Below are 26861 nucleotides of genomic sequence, written 5' to 3'. Positions count from 1 at the left end.
TGACCCCGAGTCAGCTCAAGGCGTGCGACCGGTCTTCTGTTCGCACCTCGCGAAGTGCCCGGAACACCAGCGCGGACAGGGCGAAGGTCACGACGGCGGCCACGATCGACACGGTCTGCACCGTGTCCGTGAACGCGGCCCGAGCGGCGTCGAGCACGAGCGTGCCCTCGTCCGCCGGTAAACGTTCGCCGACGGCGGCCGCACCCCCGACCGTGTCGCCCGCTTCAGCGCGCGCCCCAGGAGGGAGATCGGAGGCGGTGTCGGCCATCCGGGTGCGGTAGAGCGCGGTTCCCAGGCTGCCGAGCAAGGCGACACCGAGCGCTGCCCCGAGCTCGCCGAAGGTCTCGTTGAGTGCGGAGGCGTTCCCTGTCTTGCCTTCGGGCACGCTGCCGACCACGAGCTCGGCGCTCAGCGCCATGAGTGGCGCGATCCCGAGGCTGATGACGACGTTGCCGAGGACGACCACCGCCACGGCGAGTGTCCCGCCGATCTGCGTGAGGACGAGAAAGCCGAGCCCGCTGACGACGAGGCCGCCCGCCACGATGGAGGCGACACGGACCCGTGCGGCGAGCCAGGGCGACAGCTGCGTACCGACGATGACTGCCAGCGCCTGCGGCACCATCCACACACCCGCCGCCAACGGCGAGAGACCGAGCACGATCTGCAAGTACTGGGTAACGAAGATCTGGATCCCGGCAGTGGTCAGCAGTCCCATCAGCAGGGTGAGCATGCCAGTGGTGAAAATGCGGTTGGCGAACAAACGCAGGTCCACGAGCGGTTGGGCGAGGGTGAGCTGGCGCCGAGCGAACACGACGCCCCCAGCCACTCCGGCCGAGACGGCGATCAACGCTGTCGACGCCTTGCCGCCTGTCGCGAGTTCCTTGAGGCCGTAGATCACACCCATCACTGCGATCAGCGAGAGAAGCACGCTTGCCGGATCCAGGCGGCCCGCGTTCGGTTCGCGATGCTCCGGAAGGACGCGGGGGGCCAGAACCAACAACAGCGCCATGATCGGAACGCCTGCGAGGAACACTGCGCCCCACCAGAACCACTGAACGAGCAATCCCCCCACGACCGGGCCCAGCGCGACCCCGGCCGAAAAGCAGCTCATCCAGACAGCGATCGCCCGCGCGCGCTGTGCAGGCACGGTGAACATCGTCGTCAGCAGCGCCAGGGTCGACGGCATCAGCGTCGCTCCAGCGAGCCCGAGCAGGCCGCGTGCGGCAACGAGCATGAGTCCGCTCGTGGAGAACGCGGCGAGTACCGACACTGCCGCGAAGCACGCGGCGCCGATCAGCAGCAGTCGTCGCCTGCCGATGCGATCGCCGAGCGTCCCTGCCGTCACCAGTGTGCCCGCGATGACGAAGGTGTAGATGTCGACGATCCAGAGCAGCTCGCTGCTGGAGGGATCAAGCTGTGCGCTGATCCGGGGCAGTGCCAACAACAGAATGCTCGCGTCCATCGACACGAGCAGCGTCGGCAGCCCGAGGACCACCAGCCCCCACCATTCCCGCCGTCCGGCCCGAACTAGCGTCCTGTCCATCGTCATCAATGCCTTTCTTCCGGTCGACTGTCCGAGCCGTTCCATGCGCGGTCGAGCGGTATCATCGCCACGTTGACACGCGGTGCCAGTGCTACTGGTCGCCTGTGGACAGAGCCCAGTGCGAGTCCCGGGAAAGGCTAGAACTTCCACCAAACTGGAGGTCAAGTGGACCCGGAACGATGGCTACGACAATGACCGATTCCCGGTCCGCGTCAAGGGGTTCGAGGCGCGGCCGCTGCGTAGCGCCGGGCGAGCGTTGCTGCGGCTTCGGCGAGTTCGGGCGCCTGTTCGGGGTCGATCGAGAAGTCCAGTCCGAGCGCGCCGAGGTAGGCGGCGAGAAGTTCGGCGGTGTGGGCCCCGGCGTCGAGTTGGCTGGCGTGCGCGTCGAGTGGCTGCACGGTCCAGATTCCGGTGGGTATCCGACCGGCGACGGTCTCGGCAGGAGCGTGCACGGTGACCCGGGCGCGATAGTTCCACAGCGCCTGCATGCGCCCGCGCGTGACGAAGGTGGCCAGGTCGGGGCCGGGGAGCTCACGAGGGACGAAACGTGGCCCGGTCGGCGTCTTGGGGCTGATCCGGTCAAGCCGAAAGCTGCGCCAGTCGGCGCGGTCGAGGTCGTAGGCCACCAGGTACCAGCGTCCACCGACATGGATCAGTCGGTGCGGTTCGACCTGTCGCCGGGTGCTTTCCTGCTGCCGGTCGCAGTAATCCAGCCGCAACTGCTCGTTGCGGTGACACGCGGTGGCCACCGCCGCGAGAACGTCACACGCAACAGGATCTCGCTCGGCGGGCACGGTCTCGGCGACGGCCGTCACGGTGGACAGACGGTGACGCAACCGGCTCGGTAAGAGCTGCTCGAGTTTGGCCACAGCGCGCATCGCGTGGTCTCCGACCCCGTCCACGCCGGAGGCCGCAGCAGTGCGCAGACCGACTGCCACCGCCACGGCTTCGTCGTCGTCGAGCAGCAAGGGCGGCATCCGCGTTCCGGCCCGCAGCCGGTATCCGCCGTTCGATCCGGGCGTCGCGTCGATGTCATAGCCCAGCGACCGCAGCCGTTCCACGTCGGCGCGCACGGTGCGGGTAGTGACGTCCAGACGGCAGGCCAACGCAGCGCCTGACCAGTGTTGACGAGCTTGCAGCAACGAGAGCAAGTGCAGCAGACGTGAAGCGGTATCGCCCATACGAGCAAGAATCCCAGTAATCGCGGAACGATACGTTCCGGAACGCTCGTCATGCTGCCACCATGACGACTCCAACCGCACCAGAACCTCGAAACACCCAGCCGTTGTCCGGGCAAGGCGCGTTGATCACCGGTGGCTCACGCGGGATCGGCCGAGCGATCGCCGCGCGCCTGGCCGCCGACGGGGCCGTCGTGGTGATCACTTACGCGACCGACCACGCGTCCGCCGAGACGCTCGTCGCCGAGATCACCGCGCAGGGTGGCCGGGCACGAGCCGTACAGCTCGACCTGGCGGTACCGGAGCAGTTCGACCGGGTGTTCACCACGGCAGACCAGGCGTTCCGGGACGCCGGTGTCGACGGATTGAGCGTGTTGGTAGCCAACGCCGGAATCATGGCGCAGGCACCGATCGACGAACTCAGCGTCGACGAATGGGACCGAATCATGGCCACGAATGCGCGCGGAGCCTTTCTCACCGTGCAGCACGGTGCCCGTCGTCTGCGGGATCACGGGCGGATCATCACGATGTCCACCATCGGTACCGCCTGGCCCAGTGCCGGTGAGGCCGCCTACGCGGCCAGCAAGGCCGCGATCGAACAGATCACCCGCGTGGCCTCACGCGAACTCGGACATCGCGGCATCACCGCCAACACCGTCTCCCTCGGCCCCACCGAGACCGACCTCCTGCGCGCCGGTGCCCCACCGGAGGCGCTCGACGGCGCAGCGGCCATGACCGCGCTCGGCCGGATCGGGCGACCCAGCGACGTCGCCGACCTCGTCGCGTTACTCGTCCACCCCGACAACGGATGGATGACCGGCCAGAACATCCACGCCGACGGCGGCCTCACCTGACCCGGCCGGATCGTTCGACGAAGCACGGCACCAGGCCCTAGTGCCAGCGCCTGCCCTTGGTGAGGGGCCGGCCTGTTTTCGGACGGCTTGTTAGTGGGTTATTTTATGCCGCGTTCGCATGGTTGTAGTACTCGGCATGGGCTTCGTTCGGGGCCTTGTATCCGATAGCGGAATGGAGCCTGCGGTGATTGTATCGAAGCTCGATATAGGAAGCAATGTCAGCCTTGGCGTGGTCTTTGGTGAGGTAGGTAACTCGATGAACGCGTTCATTTTTCAGGGTGGCGAAGAAGGATTCGGCCATGGCGTTATCGAAGCATATCCCGGTGCGTCCGACGGATTGTCGGATGCCGAGCGAGCGTAGCGTCATCGCGAAGTCGGCGGACGTGTAGTTGCTGCCCCTGTCTGAATGGAAAATCGCGCGGGCGGGAAGGGTGTGGTTGCGGGCAGCCATGTGGATCGCCTTCTCGATAAGTGGTGTGCGGTAGTGGTCGTCGATGGCCCATCCGACGACGGCTTTCGAATAACAGTCGATGACCGTGGCCAGATACACCCATCCCTGTCCGGTCGGGATATAGGTGATGTCGCCAACCAATTTCTCGCCCGGCTCACGGGCGGTGAAGTCACGTTTGAGCAGGTCCGGCAGCACGTGCGTGCTCGCCTGGGTCAGGCTCGGGCGCCAGGGCCGAGGCTGGCAGGGGACGAGCTGCTGATCCCGCATGATGCTGCGCACGAGCTCCGGCGTGGCCGGCTCTCCGCAGCGGGCCAGCCACGCGTGGATGCGCCGGTGGCCGTAGGTGCCATCGGAGTCGTCGAAACACTTCTTGATCAACGTGCCCAGGTAGCGACGGCGCCGGTCGGTGTCCGACTCGGGTCGCGACAGCCAGTCGTAGAATCCAGATTTCGACACGTTGAGCCAGGCACACATGTTCTCCACGGTGTAGCTCTTCACGCCGTGTTCGTCCGTGGTGTCCTTCTCTGCAGCGATGAACGCGTACCGCTGGCTCACCGATACTCGCTGGCAAAGAAGGCGGCTGCTTTTCCCAGAAATTCCGTCTTCATGCGCAGCTGACGATTCTCTTCTTCCAGCTCACGCAGTCGCGCACGCTCGGACACGCTCAACGACGGCTCCGGAGCATCGTGCGCGGCCTCGTACGCGTTCACCCAGTTCCGCAGGGTCTGCTGATTCAACCCGAGCTCGCGAGCAACCTCGGCCACCGTACGACCGGTCTCGGTCACCATCTTCGCCGCTTCATCCCGAAACTCGGGAGAATACGACCGACGCTTCGTTCCAGACACAGACAACCTTCCCTCGAAGGAGCGATTTTAGTTGGCTGCCTGTCCGAAAACGCCACGGCCCTCTAGTTGCCTCCGATTTCCAGCCCTGCCTGGACGATCTCGGTGTCAGCACGCAGCCGATTCCACTCACGTGCTCGCCCATCTGATTCGATGTCGTCGGACGATCGCAGAACGGGCGGCGACGTACCGACAGACGGGGGGAGTCGACGTGGAGCCAATCGCGGTGGCGCTGATGGTGGCGGCGATGCAGTTCGTCGTCGCCGTGGTTCATTCCGTTCGCCTGAAGTACCTTGCCGCGCATCCGCCGGAGGACGGGATCCGTGCGTTGGATTTGCCGGACGGATGGGAACCTGCAAGTGGGGCCGCCTCGGTCCTTCTTTCCTCCCTCAACTTGGGCACCGCCGTGTTCCTCCTCGGTGGGGCGGCGCAGAACCGCTACGAGGGCGGGCCACTGGCGTTGACGTCTTTCTCTCTCGCTCTTGGCCTCTTGCTTGTCGCGACCTCGGTGGGGGTGGGCCTGGCCGGGTTCCCGGCCCATCGCGCCACGGTGAGACTGCGTCTCGACACGCTGCGACCGTCGGGGGAACCAGCCGTTGTCCTGGTGAGAGCCGGCGAGCGTGCATTCCTGCGGTGGGGCGGCACCGTTCTGCTCGGTGCGGGTTGTGTCTTCGTTCTTTCGACTGCGGAGCGGCTGAATGCTGTGAACGCCTTCCTGTCGATCGCAGCGTTTGTCCTCGCAGGGTGGTGCGCCGTGTTCATCGTGCTCGACGATGGTCGAGACACCGAGGTGTGGTTGTCGCCCAGCGGTGTCGTCGTCGCACGCGGCCCGGCGCGCTCGGGAGCGTCGTGGGACGCGATGCGCGTTGTTCGGGCGGTCACTCGCGAGCAGTTCCGGGGACCCGAGTGGCGACTCATCGATGTCTCGGTGCGCTGGTCGACCGACGACCTCCCACACGACCTCGGCATCTCGCGGCCCGGGTCCGGCGGACTCAAGATCAACCCTGCGTTCGTGCAGTGCGATCCGGTGCTGCTGTTCCACTGCCTGGCGTTCTACCGGCGCAACCCGCAGCACCGACACGAACTCGGCACGCCGCTGGCAGTGGAACGCATCCAGCAGGGCCACGTCACGGAGTCTTCGCCCGACCCGGTTCGGTGAGACCGTTGCGAGGACTGAGCGTTCGAACACCTATGCGATCCGGCCGTGTACCGGCGTTCGAGACCAGCCGAGGAGCCACAGATGACCCCGACCGAAGGATGGCCACTGCCTGCGCGTATCCTAGGTCAACATCAGCCCCTGTAGCCCAACCGGCAGAGGCAGCGGACTCAAAATCCGTCCAGTGTCCGTTCGAATCGGACCAGGGGCACCCTCTGTAACCTGCGCAAAACAGGCTCTGACCTGCGCAGAAGCCGTTGACAGTCGATCGCGCTTTCTGCGGTTGTTCCCGGCAGTATGCGGGATTGTGCGGCTGTCTCTGGCCAATGAGTGGCCACGGTTCGCGCTACTCCTCCCCGAGGAGTTGCTGGACGCGCCTGCGGGCAAGTTCCTCCTGGCCCGCGAGCGTCTTGGCGTAGATCTGCAGGAGAACGGTGACGCTGTGGCCTGCCCATTCAGCGACCTGTGTAGGCGGGACTCCTGCGCTGAGCCAGGTGGATACTGCCGCGTGTCGGAGATCGTAGGGGCGCTTGGCCAGTGGCGACTTGTACTCTTCCGGCGTCAAGGCCGCCTTGCGGGCCCGTTCCCAGGCGTGACCGTAGGTGCTCTGGGGCAGCTCTCCGCCCTGCATCCCGTAGAAGAGTTGACCATTGGGCCGAGGAGGGTAGGTCGCGGTGTGCGTGCGCAGGATGCGCACCAGAGGCGGCGGGCACGGTACTGGGCGAGTATCTCCTTTGCCTCGATGTTTGAGCTGCCGTCGGTCTCGGCGTCTGCCGGTAGTGCTCCAGCGTGCTCCGGTCTCGGGGGCTGATTCCGACAGCAGCAGTTCGCCCCACGCGTTCTCGGGCTCTTGCCACTGCCCTGTCGCTGGGTCGTGCGCCAGGGATGGCAACATCAGATCGCTACGGCGAAGGTTGACCGCTTCGCCCGGTCGGGCAGCCGCGTAGTACATGACTGCGAAGAAGGCCACGAGCCGGGACCCGCTCGGTTCCTGGCGGCCCACTGCGTCCAGCAGCTTCGTCGCTTGTTGGTGGTTGATTACCGTGCGCTTGTCGATGGCCTGCACGCTTTTCGGCGGGGCCCACTTGAGCTCCGGCAACCGATTGCGGTCGAGCAGTTGACGCTCAACAGCGTAATCAAGGGCGTTGTACAGCACAGCACGCTTGCGGCTGACGACCGACGCTGCGGACTGCTTGCCGTCCAACCGGGTTGAAATCAGCCGCAGCGCTTCCCGAAGGTGCGAGGCGTCTGACAGCACGCTCACCGGCTTCGTGTTCGACGCCAGCCATTTCAAGGCTGACCTGACTCGCGGTGGCTGCTCGACGGTGTCGCGACGGGAACAGTTGAACGCCCAGCCGTGCAAAGCGTCGCGTAGGACTTTCTCGTCTGGCTTCCCCCGTTCGGTCGCGAGCAGAGCGGGCGTGATCGTGGTCAACGTTTCTGCGATGCCCTTCCGGGAGTTGCCGGACTGATCCGGCCACTTCATGTCCACGTAGGCGCACGCGAAGTCGAACCAGCTCATCTCGTTCACCTGTCGCAACATGGACACGGGCAAGCCACGGTCCACGACGAAGGCTTCACCCTTGCGAGCCGCACGGAGCAGGTCCGCGCGGAAACTTTCTGCTTGGGCTTTGTTCTTGAACGACTCGGAGTGGTCCGACCTCTGAACTTCCCACCGGACCCGGTAGCTGGTGATCTTGCCCTGCTTGTTCTTGCGTGTCTGGATCTTCCAGATGCGGACGTCGTAGGTGGTTTCGGTCATGCGGCGTCCTCCAGGGTGTCGAGCCAGTTCTCGAAGTCGGTGCGGCGGATGCGTAGGGCGCCGTTGGGTAGGCGGATGGCCTTCGGCGCTCGCTGCTTGGCGCGCCAGTCGTCAAAGGTGGAACGAGAGATGGCCATCTCCTCGCAGAACTCGGGGACGGTCATCCAAATGCCGGTTCGCTTGGCCACGGTGCCTCCTCCTGGGCGGGTGAATGCGCGGTTCGGGCGAAGCGGTCGTGCGGTCAGGGCGGCTCCTCTGAGCTGGGGCTGGTGTTGTCCGCTACTGCCGCTACTGGCGCTACTTCGCTGGTCAGGGCGGTAGCGGAGGGGTTTTGGTTGCCGCTACCGCCGCTACCTGTGTCGGTGTCGGGTAGCGCTGGTAGCGGCACCGGTTTGTCGTCCGCTACCGGTGTGACCTGCGCGGTAGCGTCGGTAGCGGGGGTAGCGGCACTGGGCAGGTAGCGGCGCCAGGCGTCGGCGAGTCCGTCTTCGCCGTCGGTGCGGAAGCCTTTGGCGACCTGTCCGCTGGGTTGCTTGATGTTTTTGGAGGCGACGCCGTAGCGGGCGAGTTCTTTGGACAGGCGCCGGGGGTCGAGGGGTTTGCCGTAGAGGTCGCCCCACGGTGCTTCGTCGAGGGCGTGCAGCGCCGGGAGGATGTCCACTGTGGTCATGCGGTCGACGGCGCGGGTGGTGAACAGGTCGCGGAGGTCGGCCAGCAGCCGCACCCCGAGGGATTGGGTGCCGGGGCCGGTGGCGTTGACGAAGTGTTGGCAGGCCGCACGGGCGGTGTCGGGCCAGTGCCCGCCTGCGTGGTCGGCGAGGGCGATGAGGGGTTTCCAGATTTCGGCGGCGCGGTCGAACACCCCGGTCGGCATGACCGGTCGTGCTCCGGTGAGGTGGTCGCTGGCCTGGTCGGTCCAGGCGGCGAGTTCCTCGCGCAGCGGTGCGGCTTCGCCTTCGACGTCTTCTTCGAGAAATTCTTCGACGGGTTCGTCGGGGGCGCGTTTGCGCATGTGGATGGTGATGGCGCGGGTGGTGATGGTGGCGGGCATGTGTCCGGCGATCCCGGCCAGGGCGGCGGGGGCGTAGACGGGGAAGCGTTCGACTTTCATGGCTTTGGCATCGCCCACGCAGCGAGCGATCGTGGCGCTGTGAGGTGTATCAAGGATCTTGGACAGGGCCTCTCGACTGAGAGGATGCGTCCGTGCCGGAGAAGCGTCGGAAGTTCAGCCCGCAGTTCAAGGCCGAGGCGGTGCAGCTGGTAGTGAGCACCGGTCGGCCGGTGGCTGAGGTGGCCCGGGAGTTGCAGATCAACGAGGGGACCTTGGGCAACTGGGTCAACACCTGGCGGCGGGAGAACCCGGAACCCGAGCCCGAGATGAGTCCCGTGGAGCGTGCGCGGTTGAGCGAGTTGGAAGCCGAAGTGCAGCGGCTGCGGATGGAAAACGAGTTCCTGAAAAAAGCGCGCTTGATCTCAACCGGTGTAAGCACGTGATCTTGGTGTAGGTATGTCGTCGGTGGAGTGTGGAAGGCCGACGAGGAGTGTCCGGGTGGGACAGCGCACGATGTTGACGGGCGGCGATCGGGAAGAGATCTCGCGCGGTATCGCCGAGGGCGTGGACCAGGCGGTGATCGCGGAGCGGATCGAGCGGAATCCCAGCGTGGTCAGCCGCGAGATCCGTCGCCATGGCGGCCGGGCGCATTACCGGGCCCAGGTAGTCGTACGACGGGCCACGTCGGCACGAGCGCGGCCGAAGATCCGCAAGCTGGATACAGATCCGGTGCTGCGTGAGGTGGTCACGACCAAGCTGCGGGAGGGCTGCTCGCCGGACCAGGTCGCGGGCCGGTTGCGGCACGAACGGCCGGGCCAGCAGGCTTGGCAGGTGTCTCACGAGGCGATCTACACCTGGATCTATGCGCTGCCCACCGGCGAACTGGCTCGTCAAGGCATCTGGCTGCGCTCGGGGCGTAGCCAGCGGCGCTCCCGTGGCCGGGCCCGCAGCTCGGGTGCGCGGATCGTGGGTATGCGCTCGATCGAGGAACGCCCGGCCGAGGTCGCCGACCGCAGGGTGCCCGGACACTGGGAAGGGGATCTCGTGGTGGGCAAGGGCGGCAAAACCGCCATGGCCACCCTGGTCGAGCGTACGTCGCGCTACACCTGCTGTGTGGCGCTGCCCGACGGCAGGCATGACGCCACCACGACCCACGACGCACTCCTGTCGAAGATCAACGACATGCCGTCGCATCTGCTCACCAGCCTGACCTGGGATCAGGGTTCGGAGATGGCACGCCACGCGGCGTTGTCGCTGGCCGCCGACGTCGACATCTACTTCGCCCACCCGCACTCGCCGTGGGAACGCGGCACGAACGAGAACACCAACCGGCTGCTGCGCGAGTACTTCCCCAAAGCAACCGACATCACCGACCACCAGTCCTACCTGGACACCGTGGCCGAAGAACTCAACAACCGCCCCCGCCGTATACTCGACTACCGAACCCCAGCAGAAGTCTTCACCGAGCTCCTCACCAGCTCACTTGCTTCCACCGACTGACACCGCCGGACTCAACGCCTGCTCGGCTCAATGCCTACGGTAGTACCGTTCTTGCGGTCGGTGGGTTCGTCGCGAGTGGCTTGGCGACTGGTGGTGGTGCCTGGGGTCGTGGGAGGGGCCTTCGCTGCTGCAAGTGTTATCAATGCCTGGGGGGCGCTACTCAATGCTGACAACAGGAAGAGGCAGCCATGAACACGACAGGGGCACTCAAAAGAACCAATGCGCAAATCGCGCTATTGGTGATCAGTGTAGTCTCGATTATCGCTTCTGTCGCCCTTCTTTGGGGGTGGAATAATTTCCCTGTTTCATGGTTCATGTTAGCAGTTTCTCTTATTTCTCTACTGGCATCAAAAACGATGCGATCTAGGCAATTGAAGAAACGAGAAGCATAGCGGACGATCTACATCGGTGTCCGCGCTACGGGGGCAAGCTCAGGGATCGGTGTGCTGCTCGGAGAGCGACAGGTCGTCGATCAGGTCGTCCACGACGTGTTCCTCTTCGACTGCGAGGCCGACCTGCTGCATCCGGGCGCCGAGGCGGTCGTCCCAGCTGGGGTGAACCGGTTTGTCGCCGAGCTGGTGTGAGGAGTGCCCGGTCACGGCGGCCTCGTACGCCGCCGAGTCGAAACGCCACGGAATGACAGGTAGTCGGTCGAACACGACGTTGCCGATACGTAGGCCGCCCCAGTCGAAATCACCGTGGTAACGCAACCGGGCCGCCGACGTGGCGAGCTGACGCAACAGGTGCATCACGGCGGCGCCGGGCTGGCCGTTGGCGCAGACCAGAGGAGCCGACATCGATCCGAGCCGGTCGGCGGCGGCGGCGACCACCACCGGGTTCTCGCAGATCGAGACGGGTTGTCCCTCGATCGTCCACTCGGGAGTGTCGTGGATCAGCTGGCGCAGCGTCAGTACGGCTGGTTGACCGGCTCCGCGTAACGCCTCCAGTGCCCGTCCGGTAGCTGTTCTCGCGTCACCGGGCAGGCCGAGCGTCAGCACCGTCGAGGACAGCTCGTCGCGCAGGATGCCGACGGCAGCCCACACCTCTCGCTGCCACTGTGCTCCGGACCCGTCGGGCAGGCCCGCCACGGCGCGGGCGGCACCGAGGGTGAGTGTGGACAGTGGACGGTTGTCGTCGAGGGCATGCGCGCTGCCGGTGATGCGGGCGGCGAAGTGTCCCAACGGCTCGGCGGACGTGGGCAGGGCGCGGACGACCGCGGCGAGGTTGTGGAGTACTGGTGCGGCCTGCTCGAAGGTTCCGGTGAGCCTGCGAACGAGCCCGCTGGAGTGCAGATGGTCGTACCAGTCGGCGAGTTCGGCCCTGCCGTGCACTGCGTCCCGCAACGGGGCGAATGCCTCACGCCACCCGCGTTCTTCCCGTTCGGCCGCCTCTGATCGCACGGTAACCGGGCCGGTGAGGGTGGTGACGGCGACTTCCAACCCGTCAGGACACGCGCCGGACTGCCGGAGCACGTCGTCGACGGCCGGCAGGGAGACCGTGAGAGTGGTTCCCGCACGGGGTCGACGACCGAGCAGTCGGTGCACGGCCTCCCGTTGCGCGGAGTTCGCCTCGGAGAGGGTGACCGACGTGGTGAGTGGCTTGCCGAGCTCCATGCGTCGCCGGGCCCGCTGGACGAGCCACGCGAGGTCGTCCCCGCCGAGAAGCCGCGTCAACCGCTCGTGATCGGTGCTCACGCCCACAAGCCGTCCTGCGCGGAAGGCTGTGGTGGCTGAGGGGTCGACGCATCCGTGTCAGGCCGTTCGAGCTGGACACGGTCACTGCCGTTCCACTGCCAGTGAGTCACCAGCACCGCGTCGACTCCCTCGGTGCGGGACAGTTGCGCGATGGCCAGCCCGGGGACCTCCGGGTAGCAGCCCCACTCACGTTCACTGGTCATGACCACGTCGAGATCGAACGCGGCCAGCAGTCCGAGGTATTTGGCTCGGGCGTTGTCGTCGACCCCTGCGAAGGCTTCGTCGAGGGTGACCAGCCGGGGTGCGTGCGGGTTGCCTGCCGAGGCGTAGTGCGAGGAAGCAGCGGCGAACAGCGGCACGCTCGCGGCCAAGACGCGTTCGCCGCCTGAGGCCGGCCCGGTCGCCGACTTCCACTGCCCGTTCTGGTGGCGTTCGATGACGAATTGGTGCCAGCCGCGATAGTCGAGTGCCGTGGTGAGTTGCTCCAGCCAGGTCCCCGCTGTGTCGCGCGCGCGGACGTCGGCGATGCGTTCCTGCAGGAAACTGCCGACGGTGCTTCTGTCCTCTTCGGACCACGCGTCGGGGTTCTGGCGCAGGAGGCGTTCGCGTGCCGCGTTCAGACCGGTGGGCCCGTCCGGCCGGGGACGCCAGACGAGACGCAACCGCATCCCGGTGCTGGTGGGTCGGGCCGCGAGTTCCTCATTCATGCGGGCGACCTGATTCTCGGCTGCCGAGATGAGTTCCTGCAGCGTGCTGGCCACCTCGTTGACCAGATGGTTCTCCAGAATCTCTCGCTCGCGTTCGTCGAGCAGTCGCTCCCGATCGGACACTTCGGTCTCGAGGGCGTCGACGAGATCGGGCACGGAGGTGCGGCGGCCGTGGAACTCGACCTCGACCACGATGCCGTCGTCGAGCAAGTCGGCCGTGGCGCGGTTTCCCTGGCGAGTGAGCGTTTCGGTGAGCGTCTTGTGTTCCTCGGTGACTCTGCGCTGCGCGCGGTCCCAGGTGTGGTCGTCCTCGGCGTGATCGGACAGTTCGTCGTTGACCTTGCGCGCCAGTCGCACGGTCGGGTCCGGCGACCAGGTGGTCGTGGAGTCCGGCACCTCGAGCTCGGGCAGCGCCACGGCCAGCAGGCCGGTCTGGGCGAACCGCCGGAAGGAGTCGGTGGCCACGGTTCGGTGCTCGGTGGCTTCGGCGAGTTCGGTGCGGAGTTGTTCGCGGCGGCCGTTGGCGTTGCCGCGCGCGTCGAGGGCGTTCTCCACCTCGCGGTCCGCCTCACCACGGTGCTGGGTGTTGGCGCTGAGCGAGTTGGTGACCTCGGAGAGTTGCCGTTCGAGCTCCTCGACCGCGGCGCCGACCGTGTCGCGCAGCGTCTGATGGTGTTCGCCTGCGGCCAGGGCGGCCTGTTCGGCTTCGCTCGCGCGCTCGGCCAGGTCGGTGAGATCCGCTTCGGCATCGGCGAGTTCGGCTGCGGTGTCCGCGGCGCGCCGCTCGGCGTCGACGACGGCCCGCCAGGCCGGCCAGAGCCCCTCCAACTGGGTGCGGTATTCCTGCAGCGCCCTCGTCACCTCGTTCAGAGCGCTGCGATCGGACGGAAGTGCGGCGTCGTCGGCGCCGGTGGTCAGCGCGGATCGCGCGGTTCGGTTTTCCTCATTGGCGGCCGCCAACGCGTGCGTGGCCTCGGACTGGCGTTGGGTCAGGCGTTCGCGCTCGGCGACCAGCGAACTCACCCGGGCGTGGGCGTCGCGCAACGCGGCGTCGTCGGGCAGGTTCACCATCTCGGCCTTGAGAGCAGCCGATCGTTCGTCCAGGCGCGCGCGACCATCCGCGAGTTCGGTCAGCTGTGCGTCCAGTGTGGTCAGTTCGCCACGCAGATCGGCCAGCCGGGCGCGGCGAGCGACTTCACGGGTGCTGCGCCCGATGTAGGTCGCGACCGGCTTGTTCCAGCGGCCCTCCACCGGGCCGTTGCGGAACCGTCCCCGGCGGCTCACCGCGGTCGTCGACTCCGTGTCGAGCGCGTCGTCGGCGAGGCCGATGGCTGTGAGGACCTCGGTCACGGTCGCGTCGGAGACGGTGGCCGCACGCGGATCGTCGCGATCGACGGCCGGCCGCAGCGCCGTGGCCAGCGACGTGCGTGCCGGTGTTCCGGCACGCACCACGACGTCCTCGGCCTCCGGATCCAAGACCTCTCCCGTCGGCATGACCCAGCCGTCGAGGATTCCCGCGGCTTCCAGTGCAGCTTCGATGCCTGCTCGGTCGTCGGCGGTGACCTCGTCGGCGAAGTCGACCAGCCGCCACAGTGGCGCCCCGTCGCGGTTGGCCCGCGCGGCGGAGTCCCTGGTGTACGGGGTGGGTGGGCTGGTGTCCTCGCCCCGCTCGAGCCGGTCGATCTCCTCGATCAGTTCGGCGCGGCGGTGGTTGCGGTCCTGTTGCTGGGCCTGCAGGTCCGCGTCCGCCCGGGCGAGTTCGCCCGTCGCCGCGTGGCCTGCGGTGTTCACGGCGGTCGCCGCGGGGTTCGTGCCGTCGAGGGTCTCCACCCACAGTTCCAGCTCGGCGAGAGTGCTCGCCGGGTCCGGCAGCCGGAGCTCGGTGGCGCCGTCGAGATGCGCACGCACGGCCGTGACGAGATCGGCGCCGCGTTGCTCGACGGCGTTGTCCGCGGATTCCGTGCGTTCGGCGAGCTCGCCGGCTTCGGTGTCGAGCTCGGCGCTCCGGCGCTGGGCGTCGGCCAGCTTCCGGTCGGCGGTGTCGACGTCGTTGAGCAGGGCGTCGACGTGATCGACCGCGCGTTGCTGCCGATCACGCAGCTGCTCGGCCGCGCGGCGGACGGCGGCCGGTTCGGCGTGGCCCTCCAGCGGTGTGTCGACGTGTTCGGTGTGGCTGTCGGCGATCCGAGCCGTCGAGGCAACCTCGGTCGCGGACTGTCGCCGGGTGGTCAGTTCCTCGCGCGTACCGGCGAGACGTGACTCGGCCGAGGTGTGCTGTTCCCGACGCGTGGCGAGCCGGTTCCGGCTCTTGTCGCGCTCACCGGCGAGGCGTTGGGCTTCGTCGGTTCGGCGCCGAACTTCCTCTGACGATCGCTCCAGCTCCTGCGCGCTGCGCATTTCCGGGCTGGCGCGCAGTGCGCCCTCCTTGGCCTGCAACTGGGTTCGGGCGTTGGTCAGCTCCTGTACCCGGCTCTTCGCGGCTTCCAGCTGTTCTTCGGCGGCGGTGTGGTCGGCCTCGGCGGCGGACAGGTCGCGGTTGACGCGCTCGTAGCCGGTCTGGGCGTCCCGCGGCTGTCTCGCGCGTCTGCGGGCCGCGATGCGGGCGTAGCGGCGGTAGTGGCTGAGGAAGGACGTCGCGGCCTCGCGTGCCTCGGTCATCGACCGCAGCGACTCCCGGTCCTCTTCGAGGCTGCGGAACGCTTCGGCGACGTCGGCGATGACGGCCTGGTCGAGCGGCGGCAGTGCTTCGGTGAGCGCGTTCGACAGCGTCCTCTCGTCGGGACGTTTGGACAGGTGTGGTTGGCGCAACTGCACCAGCAGGTCGACCAGCGCCCCGTAGCGCTGGGCGCCGAACCCGAACAGGGCCTCGTCGACGGCTCGGCGATAGTCGCGTGCCCTGTCGTAGGTGGTGCCACGGTCGGCGAGCGCGTCGGTGAGCCGGTCCTTGCTCAGGGCCGTTCCGGTGGCGTCGACGAGGTCGAGTTCGTCGCCGACGCGCTGGTCGGTGACGAAGAACCAGTGGCGGCTGATGCCGCGCCCGGCGACGGCTTTCATCCCGCAGCCCAGCGTGCGGATGTCCACACGGCCGTGCTCGTCGAGGCGGCCGAACTCCAGCCAGCTGTAGCCGAGCCGTTCCGAATGGGGGTGCGCCCCGCCGAGCAGCAGGTTCCAGTCCATCCGCTTCTTCGGGTCCGCGTCGGGCTCGACGCGGTGCGGGGACAGGTCGCCGTCGAGCAGGAACGGCAGCGTCAACGCCAGTACCTTGGACTTGCCGGTTCCGTTGTTGCCGCGCAGCAGCAGACGGCCGTCGTGGAACCAGAATTCCTCGGAGTCGTAGTAGAACAGGTCGATCAGCCCGGCGCGAAGCGGTTGCCACCGGGTCAGCTGCGGGTCGGGGAGTTCTCGGGTCACGGGCGTTCCTGCGGGGAGTGGACGGTCGGTTCGGCCAGCGCGTAGCGGGCCAGTGCGGGCAACGCGGTCACGGTCTCGGCGTCCCGGGAGATCAGGCGCAACGCTTCCAGACGGTCCAGCGCGGCGGTGGTCAACCCCACCTCGGCACCGGGTTCGGCGGCGTCGCGCCGCCAGTACGAACGGTGTGCGTCGGCCTGCTCGCGGACGTGCCGGTGCAGTCGTTCCAGCGGGACCGGCGACTCGGTACTGCGTGCGAGGTGGTCGGCGAGCAGCAGCGTGGCGTGACCTTCGGTTCCGGTTTCGGGCATGCGCACGTCGGTGAGGTCGTCGAACGGGTCGACCATCGCGATGCCTTCGGCGCGGGTCTCGGCCACCAGACCGGTCAGTTCGGTGATGCGTGTGGTGATGGCCGTGCGCTGACCGGACAGGTAGGTCCGCTCGGCCTCGTCGAGTTCGTCGTAGTACAGCACCGGTTCGTCGAGCAGTCGGCGGGTCAGGTGGTGGCGGATCCGCCGGTTGCGCAGATCGTCGGTGGTGGCCGGGGTCTCGGCGGTCAGCGCCGAGATGCGGTCTTCGAAGGTCTCGGAAGCCTCGGTAGCCACGGTCGACGGCCCCCGAGGAGTGGCCAGCAGCCCGGCGAGCACGCGGCGGTGCACGTCGTAGAGCACGTCGCCGGTGTCCTTGACGAACGCGTCCTCGTCACCGGCGACACGGCTGAGCACACCGAGATCGAGCAGCAACCGCACCACCGCGACCAGGTCGCTGCGCTCGTCGCGCCCCTCGAGGGTGAAGGTCATGCCCGCCGCGACCAGGTCCGGGTCGCCTGCCCCGAGAACGATCTGCTCCGCGAGGCGACCGAGGGTGATCTGCGTCTCGGCGCGGTCCAGCGTGGCCAGCGCCAGGCAGGTCAGCACGTATCGGCGCCGGGTGAAGGGAGGTTTCGACCGCGCCTCCCTGGCGGGATAGGTGGGGTCGTCGGTGTGGGAGGTGTACTTGACCAGTCGAGCCAGGTCCGCCTCGACGATCAGCGCCCAGCCGGTGTTGCGGTCGAACCACTCGCGCAGCGTGGCGGCGTGCCTGCGGATCAGGACGAACGCCTCGGCCTCGGGGCCACTGGCCCGCACCAGCGGCCGCCGGAGCAGAGCGCGGGCGGCGCGTCGCAGCTCGCCCGCGCGCGAGGACGCGAGCACATCGTCGACGGCGCTCATGCGCTGCGCGCCTCCGTTTCGTCACGCGTGGTGAGGTCGGTGATCTCGACCAGGAAGTCCGGGCCGCGCAGCACACCGTGCGGGGTGTGGATCTCGGCCTCCCCGGGCCCGTCGAGCACACGGAGCCGGATCGCCATGCTGCCGTCGGACGTGCTGGTGCGGACCGTATCGGCGCCCGGTGTCCGTGCCGCCAGGGCGTCGCCGAGCAGTCCGAGGAACAGCTGGAACGCACCCGGTTCCAATGTGGCGATGTCGGAGAGCCGCGTCGGGTGGCTGGTGACCAGGGCGGCCCGCGCGGCGGCGGTCTCGGCGGCTTCCTTGGCGGCGAGATCGGCCAGGTAACGGCGTTGTTCGGACCGGTCGAGCACGCGATTGGGCTTGCCCCGCCGCTCGTAGCTGCCGGTTTTGCGTAGCCGTGGGCTGATGGACAGCGGGGGAGCACTCGCCCACGGGGTGCTGGAAGCGACGGCGCCGTCCTGCTCGGGGTCGGCGGTGAGGTGTCGCGCGGAGGAAAGCCCGAACGCCGAGCGCCACAGCCGATGCAGCGACGCCTCGTCGGGCGACTGGGCGAACCAGCGCGCCAAAGTCCGAAAGTCCGCCGTGCGATCCGACCGCCCGGCACGACGCTCGTTGAGGGCGGCCACCACCTGCAGCAGCTGCGGGATCGCCGCACGCGCCTGGTTGCGCAGCAGCTTCGCCTGGCTCGGATGGTGCTGATCGCTGACGAACCACGCACGAAAGCCCTGCCAGCGCTCCTGCCAGAGAACGCGACCCCGTTCGAACGCGTCCCGACGCGGGTCCGAATCCTCGGTGTCGTTGTCGTCGGCACCGGGCGCGGCGTCCTCGGCTTCGCGTCGCGCCGCGATCTCCAGCAACTGACCCACGTCGGCGTTCTCCAGGGACTCGACGAGTCCGGCGATCTCTGCGCCGGTACTGACGAGGTCCTTGATGAACCGCTCGAGGTAGTCGATCAGCCGGTCCTTGTAGGCGCGGAACGTATCCGCGTCGGTGTCGTGCAGATCGATCGTGCGCTGCAGGGATCGCATGAACGCCTGCGCGTTGTCGGCGAGGTCGCGGAACCGGCCGACGAGGCTGTCCAGCAGCAGATGCACCTTCGCCGGATCGGGATCGGGCTCGCCTGCGAGGGCGAGCAATCCGCGCAACCGGTCGGTGATGTCGGTCAGCGCCACCGCCTGCAGCGCCCCACGCCTGCCGAGCGCCTCGTCGTAGGTCGTCAGGGCCTGCTCGGTGGCCTCGCCGTGCCGCGTCAGCTGGTAGAGGAACCGGGCGCGGTGGAAGTCCTCGACGGTGGTGACGCGGCTGGTGTCCGGATCAGCGCGGAGGTTTCCCCACTCCACGAGCTGCGCGAGAGCACCGGCGATCACCGAAACGTCCGGTCCGTTGTCCAGCTCCTCGTCCACGTCCTCGGGACGGAGGTGCACGGTGAACCGGCGCTTGGCCTTCAGGAACGTCGCCATGATGTCCCTGTACAGCGCTGCTTTGGGTGAGGTGAGGTGAGCGAACGTCCCGAAATCCTGATCCACCGAGGCGGCCCTTTCCTGCGAGGTCACCGCCGAGGCTAGGACACACCCCCGTCAGAACCCCACGGCCGGTGGTCGGCGAGGCGGTCCCTGCGCCCCGAGCGGTCCCCGTGCCCGTGGCGACAGGCCGGATCACCGCCGGAACTCTGATCCACAGAGTTCATCCTGGGGTACGTGGCGGGGTGGGGTTGTGTCGCCGGGCGGGCGGCTGGTGAGGATGCTGATGGCGTTCGCCGCGACGATGGCGACGATCGCGGCGGATTCGGCCCAGCCCAGGGATTGGTCGAGTACGAGGAGCCCCAGTACGGCGGCGAAGACGGGGTTGGCGCTCATGAACAGACCGAAGAAGTGGGTGGGAACGCGGCGCAGCGCGAAGAGGTCGGCCACGAGCGGCACGGCTGAGGACAGCAGACCGGCTGTGGCGGCGCACATGAGGGCGGTGGCGTCGAGCGGCCCGACGGTCAAGCTGTGCACGCCGACGGGGGTGAACAGCAGTGCCGACACGGCGGCGCCGGTGGCTGAGCCCTCGGTTCCGGGCAGGCGGCGGCCGACGGTGCGGTTGAGCAGGATGTAGCTGGCCCAGCATGCGGCAGCCAGCAGTGCCAGTGCGATGCCGGTGTAGTCGGTCGTGGGTTGCGGACGGGTGAGGACCACGACTCCGGCGACCGCTAGCGCCGCGCACGCCAGGTCGGTGCGGCGGCGTGAGCCTGCGAGGGCGATCGCCAGGGGGCCGAGGAATTCCAGGGTCACTGCCAGACCGAGTCCGATCCGGTCGATGGCGCCGTAGAGGAAGAGGTTCATCGCGCCGAAGGCCGTCCCCAGCAGCACGACGGGCCACCACTGGGTCCAGGTGAAGCGGCGCCAGCGGGGGCGAGCGAGGGCCAGCAGCACGATCGCAGCGACGTACTGCCGCGCTGCCACGACCCCGGCTGGACCAAGAACAGGGAAGGCCAAGGCGCCGATGGCTGCGCCAGTCTGGTTGGACAGCCCACTGGCCGCCATCACCCCGGTCCCGGCCCACCGACTGCCTGCGGTGTCGGACGCAGGACGGGTGCTCGTCGCGGCGGTCGTGGTGGGCATGGTTCCCAGGCTTGCCGTGACCGTCGGCGGAGGGAAATACTTCCGAGGGTTCGCTTATGTGTGCGGGTTATGACTGGTCGGCCGCCACGGCGCGTTGGGCGTACTCACGGAAAGCGGGCACAGCCGTGTGACTGGGATGTGGCGGCCAGCTCAGGTGAACGGTGACCGGCTCGGCGTCGGTGATGGGCACGTAGCGCACCCCGGGGTGGGGATGGGAGTAGCCGGTCGCCTCGACAGTGACGCCCACCGTCTCGCCGGCGGCGATGGTCGCCAGCCACTCGTCGACGTTGGCGACATCCAAGCTCGTGCTGGGGCGGTGGCCCGCTGGCCACAGTTGAGTACTGGTGGTGCCGGTGGTCGAACAGATCGCGATGGGCCGGTCAGCCAGATCGGCCAGCGTGATCTCGAACTTCTCGCTGAGGGGGTCGTCTTCGGAGACCGCCGCCAGTCGAGGCTCCTGAAGCAGGGGCAGGGCGTAGAACGTGTCGTCGTCGGGCCGTGTGCGCAGGAAGGCCATGTCGATCTCGCCGTAGCGCAACGCGGCCTCGGGGTCGTCCACCCGACGCATCCGCACCGGGATGTCGGGGTGCTCGCGGCGCCAATGGCGCATCAGCGGCACCGTGTGGCGGCCCAGCGCGGCCCAGGCGTACCCGACCCGTAGCGGGCGCGGCTCGGTGGTGGTGGCGTCTCGGATCGCGTCGTCGAGGTGGTTGAGGATCTGGTGGGCGTGCTGGTGCAGTCGCTGGCCGGCCTCGGTCAGATGCAGGCTGCTCGTGGTGCGTTCGACCAACCTTGTGCCCAGTGTCTGCTCCAGTTGGCGCAAGGTTCGCGAGAGCGCGGGCTGGCTGATGCCCACGACCGCGGCGGCCGCCGTGATCGTGCCTTCGTCGCCGACTGCCACCAATGCACGCAGATGCCGCAGCTCCATAACTGGCGAGTATAAGCGCCGTGAGCCTTTTTGGTGGTTATAGCAACCAAAAAGGCTCACGCCTCGAGCGGCGCTGGTCGCCAGCCGCTGGTGAGTCGCCGCCCGAGACGGGTTCCGCGGCGTCGCCGGAACACGCGGCCTGCTTGGGTGTGCGGTTGGCGTGCGCGAGTGCCGCACCGATCAGCGGTACGAGGGCGGCTGCCGTGGCGCTGATCCAGGAAATCGCAGTGGTCAACGGTTGTTCGAGGGTCAGCAGACCGACCGCTACCGTCGGGACTCCGGTGCCGAGATAGAACGCGAGATAGACCGCGCCGTTGACCGAGCCCCGTTGCCCATTGGGTGCGGTCGCGTCGATCGTCGCTACGGCCCCGCCGTAGGCGAGCCCGTGTCCGACCCCGGCGGCGACGGCAGCGGCCATGGTCATCGGCAGCGAGCTGCCGCCGGTCAAGGCCAGGGCGAGGAGACTGCCCAGCAGAGCACCGAGCCCGACGAACTGCGCGGTTTCCGGGCCACAGCGGGGCACGAAAGGCAGGACCAGTACGGAACAGACCAGCACCGCCGCGACGATCCCGCCGGTGAGAGCCAGGTTGTCGATCCGGGCCGCCCGGCCGAGTACCGCCGGGATGACAGCCAAGAACAGTCCTGCCACGGTCCAGGCGAGAAAGCCGACTCCGGCGGCGGTGCCCAACCGCAGGCGCATGCCTTTCGGTACGTGTGGCCGCGTGGGCCGCCAGCGAGACGCACGCGCACCGGAGGCGGTCAGCGCCGACACGCGGTGCCAGCCGATGCTCAGCAGGACCAGGTGGGCCAGGTACGGCAGCAGCAGCGGTAGTGGTGCGTACTCGGCCAGCATCCCCGCCACGAGAGGACCGGCGGCGGTCCCACCGACGAACGCCATGCTCGCCACGACCGAGGCCCGGCTCCGGTTCCCGTCGGGGTCGCGCTCCGCGATCAAGGCGGTCGCTGCCGCGGTCGCCGCGCCCAACGCCACACCCTGAATCGCGCGGCCGATGAACAACCACTCCGGACCTTCCGCGAGCGCGAAGCATCCCGAGGCGAGTGCGGCCGCGATCACGCTGGCCCGCAGCACCACGCGACGACCGAGCGCGTCCGCCGCCGGGCCGAACAACAGCAGGGAAGGCGCGGTCACCAGGGCGAACGTCGCGAAGATCAGCGTCATCGTCAGGTCGCTGAACCCGAAGGCCTGCTGATACCCCGCGTACAGCGGAGTCGGCAGGTACGCCCCGATGGTCAGCACGACCAGCAGATATACCGCCGCGCGCACCTCACGCTTGCGTTCACGCCGCAGCGTGGGCAACTCGCCGGACGCGCCGGCACACCCTTGAACGGAGAAGTCCCTCAGCAACACGCCCACAGCGTGCCGAGGCTGATTGCTGCAGTACAGCGAACGTTCATTCAGAGTATCGTGCAAAATAGTTACATGATCGATCCGAAGCTGCGGGTGCTGCAACTGGTCGCCCACCACGGCACCGTCACCGCTGCCGCCCAGGCGCTGCACTACACGCCCTCGGCGGTTTCGCACCAGTTGCGCCAGCTGGCGGCCGACCTCGACGTCGAACTGGTGGTGCAGTCCGGTCGCGGCATCCGGTTGACCGCCGCGGCCGCCACCGTGCTGCGCCACACCGAGATCCTGCAGGCCCAGGTCGAACGCGCCCGCGCCGAACTGGCCACTACCACGGACGACACCAATGGTTCCTTCACGCTGTGCGGGTTCTCGACCGCCGCCATGCACCTGCTGCCCCCGGCAGCGGCAGCACTCCGGGATCAGCACTCGAATCTGACCGTCCGGGTCATCGAAGCCGAACCGTCGCGCTGCTTCGATCTGCTCCTGGCCGGAGACGCCGACCTCGCTCTGTTGATCGCCACCGCCGAAACGCCGCCCGGCTCGGACACCCGGTTCGACCAGCGCCCCCTGCTGGACGACCCACTCGATCTCGTCGTGCCCGACGGACACCGGCTGACGACCCAACGGACGGTCACCCTCGCCGACGCAGCTGATGAATCGTGGATTGTCGGCCGGCCCGGCAGCACCTACCACCACCTGGTGCTCACCGCGTGCATGGCTGCCGGGTTCACACCGAACATCGCCCACTACGCCGACGAGTGGGACACCGGAACGGCTCTGGTCGCTCACGGCTTCGGCATCATCCTGGTGCCCCGGCTCGCCCGGCTGCACGAAGGCTGGCCGGTCACTCGCTTGCCCCTGCACGGCGAGCCGGCCCCGGCTCGCCGGATCCTCGCCGCCACCCGTCTCGGCAGCCGCGAGCACCCGGCGGTCACCACCGCCCTCAACACCATCACCAGCACCGCCGGCTCCCTACTACCCAGCCCCCGACCCGGTGGGCGGAAGGAATGACGGCGTGAGCCTTTTTGGTGGCTATAGCAACGAAAAAGGCTCACGCGTCTCTGAACCGAATCCCGTGCCCGCGGCGATCACCGTTGCTGACAGCATGAAGCGGCGCCGCAGAGGGTCAGGCGAGAGCATCGCAGGGACGCCGAGCGTTCGTTGATCAAGCTGCCCGGACCTGACACGGTTACGGTGATTTCATGCTCGAGCCGTTCCGTCTGGAGATCCCGCAGTCCCAGCTCGACGACCTCCGTGATCGGCTGGACCGCACCCGGTGGCCGGATGCGGAGACCGTTGAGGACTGGTCGCAGGGCATTCCGCTGTCGTACATGCGCCGGCTGTGTCGTTACTGGGCCGAGGACTACGACTGGCGCGTCACCGAAGCGCGGATCAACGCTGTGCCGCAGTTCCGCACAGAAATGGACGGGCTGGGCCTCCACTTCCTGCATGCCCGCTCGCCGCACGACGGTGCGCTGCCGCTGCTGCTGACCCACGGTTGGCCAGGGTCCATTGTGGAGTTTCTCGACGTGCTGGGGCCACTGACCGACCCGCCGGATCCGGCCGACGCGTTCCACGTCGTCGCTCCGACGTTGCCTGGTTACGGATTCTCGGACAAGCCCGCAGGCACCGGGTGGGGAGCGCAGCGCATCGCCGAAGCGTGGGCGACGTTGATGGCTCGGCTGGGCTACGACCGCTACGCCGCCCAGGGCGGCGACTGGGGATCGATCATCACGGCCGCCCTCGGCTCCACCGATCCGCGTCACCTCGCCGGGATTCACCTGACCATGCCGCTGGCGTCGGCCCCGGAAAGCGAGAGCGGGCAGCTGACCGAGGCTCAGCGTGCCGCGCTGGCCGACCGCGACGAGTTCCGCCGCGTCGGCACCGGCTACTCCAAGCAGCAGTCCACCCGCCCACAGACCCTGGGCTACGGCCTGGTGGACTCGCCGGCCGCGCAGTGTGCCTGGATCGTCGAGAAGTTTCGGGCGTGGACCGACTGCGATGGTCACCCGGAAAACGTGATCTCCCGGCACACCCTTCTGGACAACGTGATGTTCTACTGGCTGCCCGGCGCCGGGGCGTCGTCGGCGCGGCTGTACTGGGAAAGTCCCGATCGGCCGCAGGGGCGCGTCGACGTGCCCACCGGTGTCTCGATCTTCCCGAACGAGCTGTTCCGGCTACCGCGCCCTTGGCTCGAACAACGATTCACCGACCTGCGCCATTACCGAGAACTCGACAGTGGCGGGCACTTCGCGTCCCTGGAACGCCCCGAGACGTTCGTCGACGAACTGCGCACCTTTTTCCGCATGGTGCGGTAACCGGGCATCCGGGACAGCAGCTCCTGCCCGGCGGAATATCGGCGGCTGCGACCGGTCGACAGCGCCCCGGCCGAATCGGCGATGCCGCCACGGTCAGAGGTGGTCGAGGACGGTGGCGGTGATCTGCTTGGTGGTGGCCGTGCCGCCGAGGTCCGGCGGCAGCGCTCCTGCTGCTGTCGCGGCGCCGAGGGCGCGCTCGACGCGAGCGGCAGGCGCAGGCAGTCCGAGGTGCGAGAGCATCAGGGCGGCGCTGCCGATGGCACCAATGGGGTTGGCGATTCCGTGACCTGCGATGTCGGGGGCGCTGCCGTGCACGGGCTCGAACATGGACGGTGTGCGCCTCTCGGGGTTGAGATTGGCGCTGCTGGCGAGCCCCAGGCTTCCCGCGAGGGCGCTGCCGAGGTCGGAGAGGATGTCGGCGTGCAGGTTCGACGCCACTACCACGGAGAGGTCTTCGGGGTGCAGGACGAACCGGGCCGCCATCGCGTCGACCAAGCACCTGTCGCTGTCCACGTCAGGGTAGTCGGCGGCGACCCGCTCGAAGACCTCGTCCCAGAGGACCATGCCGTGCTGTTGGGCGTTGCTCTTGGTCACGCTGGTCACCTTGGGGTGATCACGTTTCCTGGCGAGGTCGAACGCGAACCGCATGATGCGTTCACAACCCTTCTCCGTGAACAGGGACGACTGCACGGCCACCTCGTTGCCCGGACCGCGGCCGGAGAGGTTGCGCCCGCCGAGACCCGAGTACTCACCCTCGCTGTTCTCGCGGACCACGACCCAGTCCAGATCGGTCTGGTCGGCCTTGCGTAGCGGGCTGAGTACGCCGGGGTGGAACTGGACGGGTCGCACGTTGGCCCACTGGTCGAAGCCCTGGCAGATCGCCAGCCGCAGCCCCCACAGGCTGGTGTGGTCGGGCACACTCGGCCATCCGACGGCGCCGAAGTAGAGGGCGTCGAAGTCCTGGAGTTGTTCGAGGCCGTCTTCGGGCATCATGCGGCCGGTGCGGCTGTAGTAGTCACTACCCCAGTCGAACTCGGTCCACTCGAGCGCGAACTCACCGCCGGAGTCCGATGCCAGTGCGTCGAGTACCGTCCTTCCCGCGTCGACGACCTCGTGGCCGACGCCATCGGCCGGGATGGCGGCGATGTGGAACGTGCGCGGGGCCATGGGACCTCCTTGAGACGGTTCGCTGGCGTGCGCCTTCCACTCAAGGCGTCTCGATACAAGTTGTCCAAGAGGCGAGGTTCGGGGTACTCATAGGCACTGCCTATCGTGAACGTGTCGGCCCACCCGCCATAGTCCAGAACGTCTCCGCGGCTGCGGTGATCGGAGACGCTCGGGTGACCAACCAGAGACCGAGGTAGGCGGGTGGTTCGAGCGCGAACACGCGCAGCCCGAGTTGGCGTGCGATGGACGCCCATGCGTCGGTGAGCACGGCGTTGCCGACGCCGTTCGCCACGAGCGTCAAGATCGCCTCCCGATGGGCGGTTTCCACCGCGATCCGCACGTTGAGCCCCGAACTGCGCATTTCCTCGATCAGCAGCCGCATCCCGGTTCCCTGCGGTCCCACGATCAGCCGCATGCCGTCGAGCCGCTCGCGCTGAACGATGTCGCCGGAAGGCAGGTCGTCCGACTCCGCGGCGACCAGGACGAACCGCTGGCTGCGCAATCGATGGGTGACCACTGTGGAATCGTGCAGCGGATGGGGTGTGCCGAGCACTCCGATCTCGCAGACTCCGGAACGGACGACTTCCACGACCTCGTCGGCGGTCGCTCGCGCGAGGACGTTGACCGTGACATCCGGAGCGAGATCAGTGAAGGCACTGATCATCTCGCTGAGCGGGGCGACGGCGGGGGAGGGCATGCCGGCGATGTCGAGGCGACCACTGCGCAAGCCCTTCACGTCGTCGATCACTTCGCCGGCGGCCTGAAGGTCGCGCTGCACTTGCCTCGCAGGCGGGACCAGCGCCCGTCCCGCTTCGGTGAGTTCGATACCGCGGCTGTTGCGGTGGAACAGTGGAGTGCCCAGCTGCCGCTCCAGTGTCCGGATCGCCTGGGAAAGCGAGGGTTGGGCTACGTGCAGCTGTTCGGCCGCCCGGCCGAAACCGGCACAGTCGACTACCGCCAGGAAGTAAGTCAGCTGCCGTGAATCCATCGCACTCCTCCGTACTCGAGCAGTGTAAATAGGTAAAACCTATCGCGCACGTAGCAAGCGCGTCTTGGACCGCCGCTGGTGAGTCAACGCACAGTCCAAGCACGTTGCACTCAGAG

21 protein-coding genes and 1 tRNA gene are annotated in these 26861 nt (G+C 67.8%); 7 read left to right on the top strand and 15 right to left on the bottom strand.

Going from position 1 to position 26861, the window contains the following annotated elements:
- Nucleotides 1-10 precede the first annotated feature (10 nt).
- The gene (locus GIY23_RS15480) at nucleotides 11-1549 is read right to left on the bottom strand and encodes an MFS transporter (protein WP_222850174.1); all 1539 of its coding nucleotides are present in this window, start codon (nucleotides 1547-1549) and stop codon (nucleotides 11-13) included.
- A gap of 206 nt (nucleotides 1550-1755) precedes the next feature.
- Nucleotides 1756-2724, bottom strand: coding sequence for a helix-turn-helix transcriptional regulator (locus GIY23_RS15475; RefSeq protein WP_154077309.1), 969 nt, complete (start codon nucleotides 2722-2724; stop codon nucleotides 1756-1758).
- Nucleotides 2725-2786: 62 nt separating this feature from the next.
- On the opposite strand from GIY23_RS15475, the gene GIY23_RS15470 reads away from it, so the two are divergent.
- A complete protein-coding gene (locus GIY23_RS15470) occupies nucleotides 2787-3575 on the top strand; it encodes an SDR family oxidoreductase (RefSeq protein WP_154077308.1) in 789 nt (262 codons plus the stop codon).
- A gap of 103 nt (nucleotides 3576-3678) precedes the next feature.
- Here GIY23_RS15470 and GIY23_RS15465 read toward each other — a convergent pair.
- Nucleotides 3679-4814, bottom strand: a protein-coding gene (locus tag GIY23_RS15465; protein ID WP_154075325.1) for an IS3 family transposase whose coding sequence is annotated in 2 segments (ribosomal slippage) — nucleotides 3679-4616 and nucleotides 4616-4814 — 1137 coding nt in all. Because the reading frame shifts where the segments join, the coding sequence is not laid out codon by codon here.
- Nucleotides 4815-4902: 88 nt separating this feature from the next.
- On the opposite strand from GIY23_RS15465, the gene GIY23_RS15460 reads away from it, so the two are divergent.
- Nucleotides 4903-6027, top strand: a complete 1125-nt coding sequence (locus GIY23_RS15460) for a hypothetical protein (RefSeq protein WP_154077307.1) — start codon at nucleotides 4903-4905, stop codon at nucleotides 6025-6027.
- A 134-nt stretch (nucleotides 6028-6161) separates the two neighbouring features.
- Nucleotides 6162-6235 (top strand) — tRNA-Leu (locus GIY23_RS15455).
- Nucleotides 6236-6370: 135 nt separating this feature from the next.
- Here GIY23_RS15455 and GIY23_RS15450 read toward each other — a convergent pair.
- From GIY23_RS15450 to GIY23_RS15440, 3 genes are read right to left on the bottom strand one after another with little or no spacing between them, the layout of a single operon-like run.
- Nucleotides 6371-7786, bottom strand: coding sequence for a tyrosine-type recombinase/integrase (locus tag GIY23_RS15450; protein WP_154077306.1), 1416 nt, complete (start codon nucleotides 7784-7786; stop codon nucleotides 6371-6373).
- The gene (locus tag GIY23_RS15445; RefSeq protein WP_407646771.1) at nucleotides 7783-7974 is read right to left on the bottom strand and encodes a helix-turn-helix transcriptional regulator; all 192 of its coding nucleotides are present in this window, start codon (nucleotides 7972-7974) and stop codon (nucleotides 7783-7785) included. The genes GIY23_RS15450 and GIY23_RS15445 overlap by 4 nt, the downstream gene beginning before the upstream one ends.
- A gap of 53 nt (nucleotides 7975-8027) precedes the next feature.
- A complete protein-coding gene (locus GIY23_RS15440) occupies nucleotides 8028-8897 on the bottom strand; it encodes a DUF3631 domain-containing protein (protein ID WP_154077305.1) in 870 nt (289 codons plus the stop codon).
- 92 nt (nucleotides 8898-8989) lie between these two features.
- Here GIY23_RS15440 and GIY23_RS15435 point away from each other — a divergent pair, with 92 nt between their 5' ends.
- Together GIY23_RS15435 and GIY23_RS15430 are read left to right on the top strand one after the other, a co-directional pair.
- Nucleotides 8990-9280, top strand: coding sequence for a transposase (locus GIY23_RS15435; protein ID WP_154077304.1), 291 nt, complete (start codon nucleotides 8990-8992; stop codon nucleotides 9278-9280).
- Nucleotides 9281-9335: 55 nt separating this feature from the next.
- Nucleotides 9336-10337: an IS30 family transposase gene (locus GIY23_RS15430; protein WP_222850173.1), complete on the top strand. Its 1002-nt coding sequence runs from the start codon at nucleotides 9336-9338 to the stop codon at nucleotides 10335-10337.
- Between the two features lie 431 nt (nucleotides 10338-10768).
- Here GIY23_RS15430 and GIY23_RS15425 read toward each other — a convergent pair whose 3' ends face one another.
- The 7 genes from GIY23_RS15425 to GIY23_RS15395 form a co-directional block, all read right to left on the bottom strand.
- Complete coding sequence (locus GIY23_RS15425) at nucleotides 10769-12031, bottom strand: TIGR02679 family protein (protein WP_228717313.1); 1263 nt, start codon at nucleotides 12029-12031, stop codon at nucleotides 10769-10771.
- The gene (locus GIY23_RS15420) at nucleotides 12028-16149 is read right to left on the bottom strand and encodes a TIGR02680 family protein (RefSeq protein ID WP_154077303.1); all 4122 of its coding nucleotides are present in this window, start codon (nucleotides 16147-16149) and stop codon (nucleotides 12028-12030) included. The genes GIY23_RS15425 and GIY23_RS15420 overlap by 4 nt, the downstream gene beginning before the upstream one ends.
- Complete coding sequence (locus GIY23_RS15415; RefSeq protein WP_154077302.1) at nucleotides 16146-17357, bottom strand: TIGR02678 family protein; 1212 nt, start codon at nucleotides 17355-17357, stop codon at nucleotides 16146-16148. Before GIY23_RS15415 ends, GIY23_RS15420 begins: the two co-directional genes overlap by 4 nt.
- Nucleotides 17354-18901, bottom strand: coding sequence for a TIGR02677 family protein (locus GIY23_RS15410; protein WP_228717737.1), 1548 nt, complete (start codon nucleotides 18899-18901; stop codon nucleotides 17354-17356). The genes GIY23_RS15415 and GIY23_RS15410 overlap by 4 nt, the downstream gene beginning before the upstream one ends.
- Before the next feature lie 129 nt (nucleotides 18902-19030).
- Nucleotides 19031-19978, bottom strand: a complete 948-nt coding sequence (locus GIY23_RS15405) for an EamA family transporter (RefSeq protein WP_154077300.1) — start codon at nucleotides 19976-19978, stop codon at nucleotides 19031-19033.
- Between the two features lie 67 nt (nucleotides 19979-20045).
- Nucleotides 20046-20906 carry a LysR family transcriptional regulator gene (locus GIY23_RS15400; protein ID WP_154077299.1) on the bottom strand — a complete coding sequence of 287 codons (861 nt, stop codon included), beginning with the start codon at nucleotides 20904-20906 and terminating at the stop codon, nucleotides 20046-20048.
- A 37-nt stretch (nucleotides 20907-20943) separates the two neighbouring features.
- Nucleotides 20944-22275 (bottom strand): MFS transporter, encoded by a 1332-nt coding sequence (locus GIY23_RS15395; protein WP_228717312.1) that lies wholly within the window; start codon nucleotides 22273-22275, stop codon nucleotides 20944-20946.
- A gap of 72 nt (nucleotides 22276-22347) precedes the next feature.
- Here GIY23_RS15395 and GIY23_RS15390 point away from each other — a divergent pair, with 72 nt between their 5' ends.
- The gene (locus GIY23_RS15390) at nucleotides 22348-23283 is read left to right on the top strand and encodes a LysR family transcriptional regulator (RefSeq protein WP_154078882.1); all 936 of its coding nucleotides are present in this window, start codon (nucleotides 22348-22350) and stop codon (nucleotides 23281-23283) included.
- Nucleotides 23284-23474: 191 nt separating this feature from the next.
- Nucleotides 23475-24590 carry an epoxide hydrolase family protein gene (locus tag GIY23_RS15385; protein ID WP_154077297.1) on the top strand — a complete coding sequence of 372 codons (1116 nt, stop codon included), beginning with the start codon at nucleotides 23475-23477 and terminating at the stop codon, nucleotides 24588-24590.
- 93 nt (nucleotides 24591-24683) lie between these two features.
- Here GIY23_RS15385 and GIY23_RS15380 read toward each other — a convergent pair whose 3' ends face one another.
- Nucleotides 24684-25757, bottom strand: a complete 1074-nt coding sequence (locus tag GIY23_RS15380; protein ID WP_154077296.1) for a tartrate dehydrogenase — start codon at nucleotides 25755-25757, stop codon at nucleotides 24684-24686.
- A 100-nt stretch (nucleotides 25758-25857) separates the two neighbouring features.
- Nucleotides 25858-26745: a LysR family transcriptional regulator gene (locus GIY23_RS15375; RefSeq protein ID WP_154077295.1), complete on the bottom strand. Its 888-nt coding sequence runs from the start codon at nucleotides 26743-26745 to the stop codon at nucleotides 25858-25860.
- Between the last annotated feature and the right edge of the window lie 116 nt (nucleotides 26746-26861).

The organism is Allosaccharopolyspora coralli (assembly GCF_009664835.1).
GTDB lineage: Bacteria > Actinomycetota > Actinomycetes > Mycobacteriales > Pseudonocardiaceae > Allosaccharopolyspora > Allosaccharopolyspora coralli.
The sequence above is the reverse complement of the archived record's forward strand: the minus strand, read 5'-3'. Positions and strand labels throughout refer to the sequence as shown.

Bases quoted from the DNA above. Each gene is read 5' to 3' on its own strand.
- GIY23_RS15405 (WP_154077300.1), bottom strand. From the start codon at position 19,978: ATGCCCACCACGACCGCCGCGACGAGCACCCGTCCTGCGTCCGACACC.
- GIY23_RS15375 (WP_154077295.1), bottom strand. From the start codon at position 26,745: ATGGATTCACGGCAGCTGACTTACTTCCTGGCGGTAGTCGACTGTGCC.
- GIY23_RS15475 (WP_154077309.1), bottom strand. From the start codon at position 2,724: ATGGGCGATACCGCTTCACGTCTGCTGCACTTGCTCTCGTTGCTGCAA.
- GIY23_RS15440 (WP_154077305.1), bottom strand. From the start codon at position 8,897: ATGAAAGTCGAACGCTTCCCCGTCTACGCCCCCGCCGCCCTGGCCGGG.
- GIY23_RS15390 (WP_154078882.1), top strand. From the start codon at position 22,348: ATGATCGATCCGAAGCTGCGGGTGCTGCAACTGGTCGCCCACCACGGC.
- GIY23_RS15415 (WP_154077302.1), bottom strand. From the start codon at position 17,357: ATGAGCGCCGTCGACGATGTGCTCGCGTCCTCGCGCGCGGGCGAGCTG.
- GIY23_RS15400 (WP_154077299.1), bottom strand. From the start codon at position 20,906: ATGGAGCTGCGGCATCTGCGTGCATTGGTGGCAGTCGGCGACGAAGGC.
- GIY23_RS15450 (WP_154077306.1), bottom strand. From the start codon at position 7,786: ATGACCGAAACCACCTACGACGTCCGCATCTGGAAGATCCAGACACGC.
- GIY23_RS15380 (WP_154077296.1), bottom strand. From the start codon at position 25,757: ATGGCCCCGCGCACGTTCCACATCGCCGCCATCCCGGCCGATGGCGTC.
- GIY23_RS15385 (WP_154077297.1), top strand. From the start codon at position 23,475: ATGCTCGAGCCGTTCCGTCTGGAGATCCCGCAGTCCCAGCTCGACGAC.
- GIY23_RS15480 (WP_222850174.1), bottom strand. From the start codon at position 1,549: ATGACGATGGACAGGACGCTAGTTCGGGCCGGACGGCGGGAATGGTGG.
- GIY23_RS15470 (WP_154077308.1), top strand. From the start codon at position 2,787: ATGACGACTCCAACCGCACCAGAACCTCGAAACACCCAGCCGTTGTCC.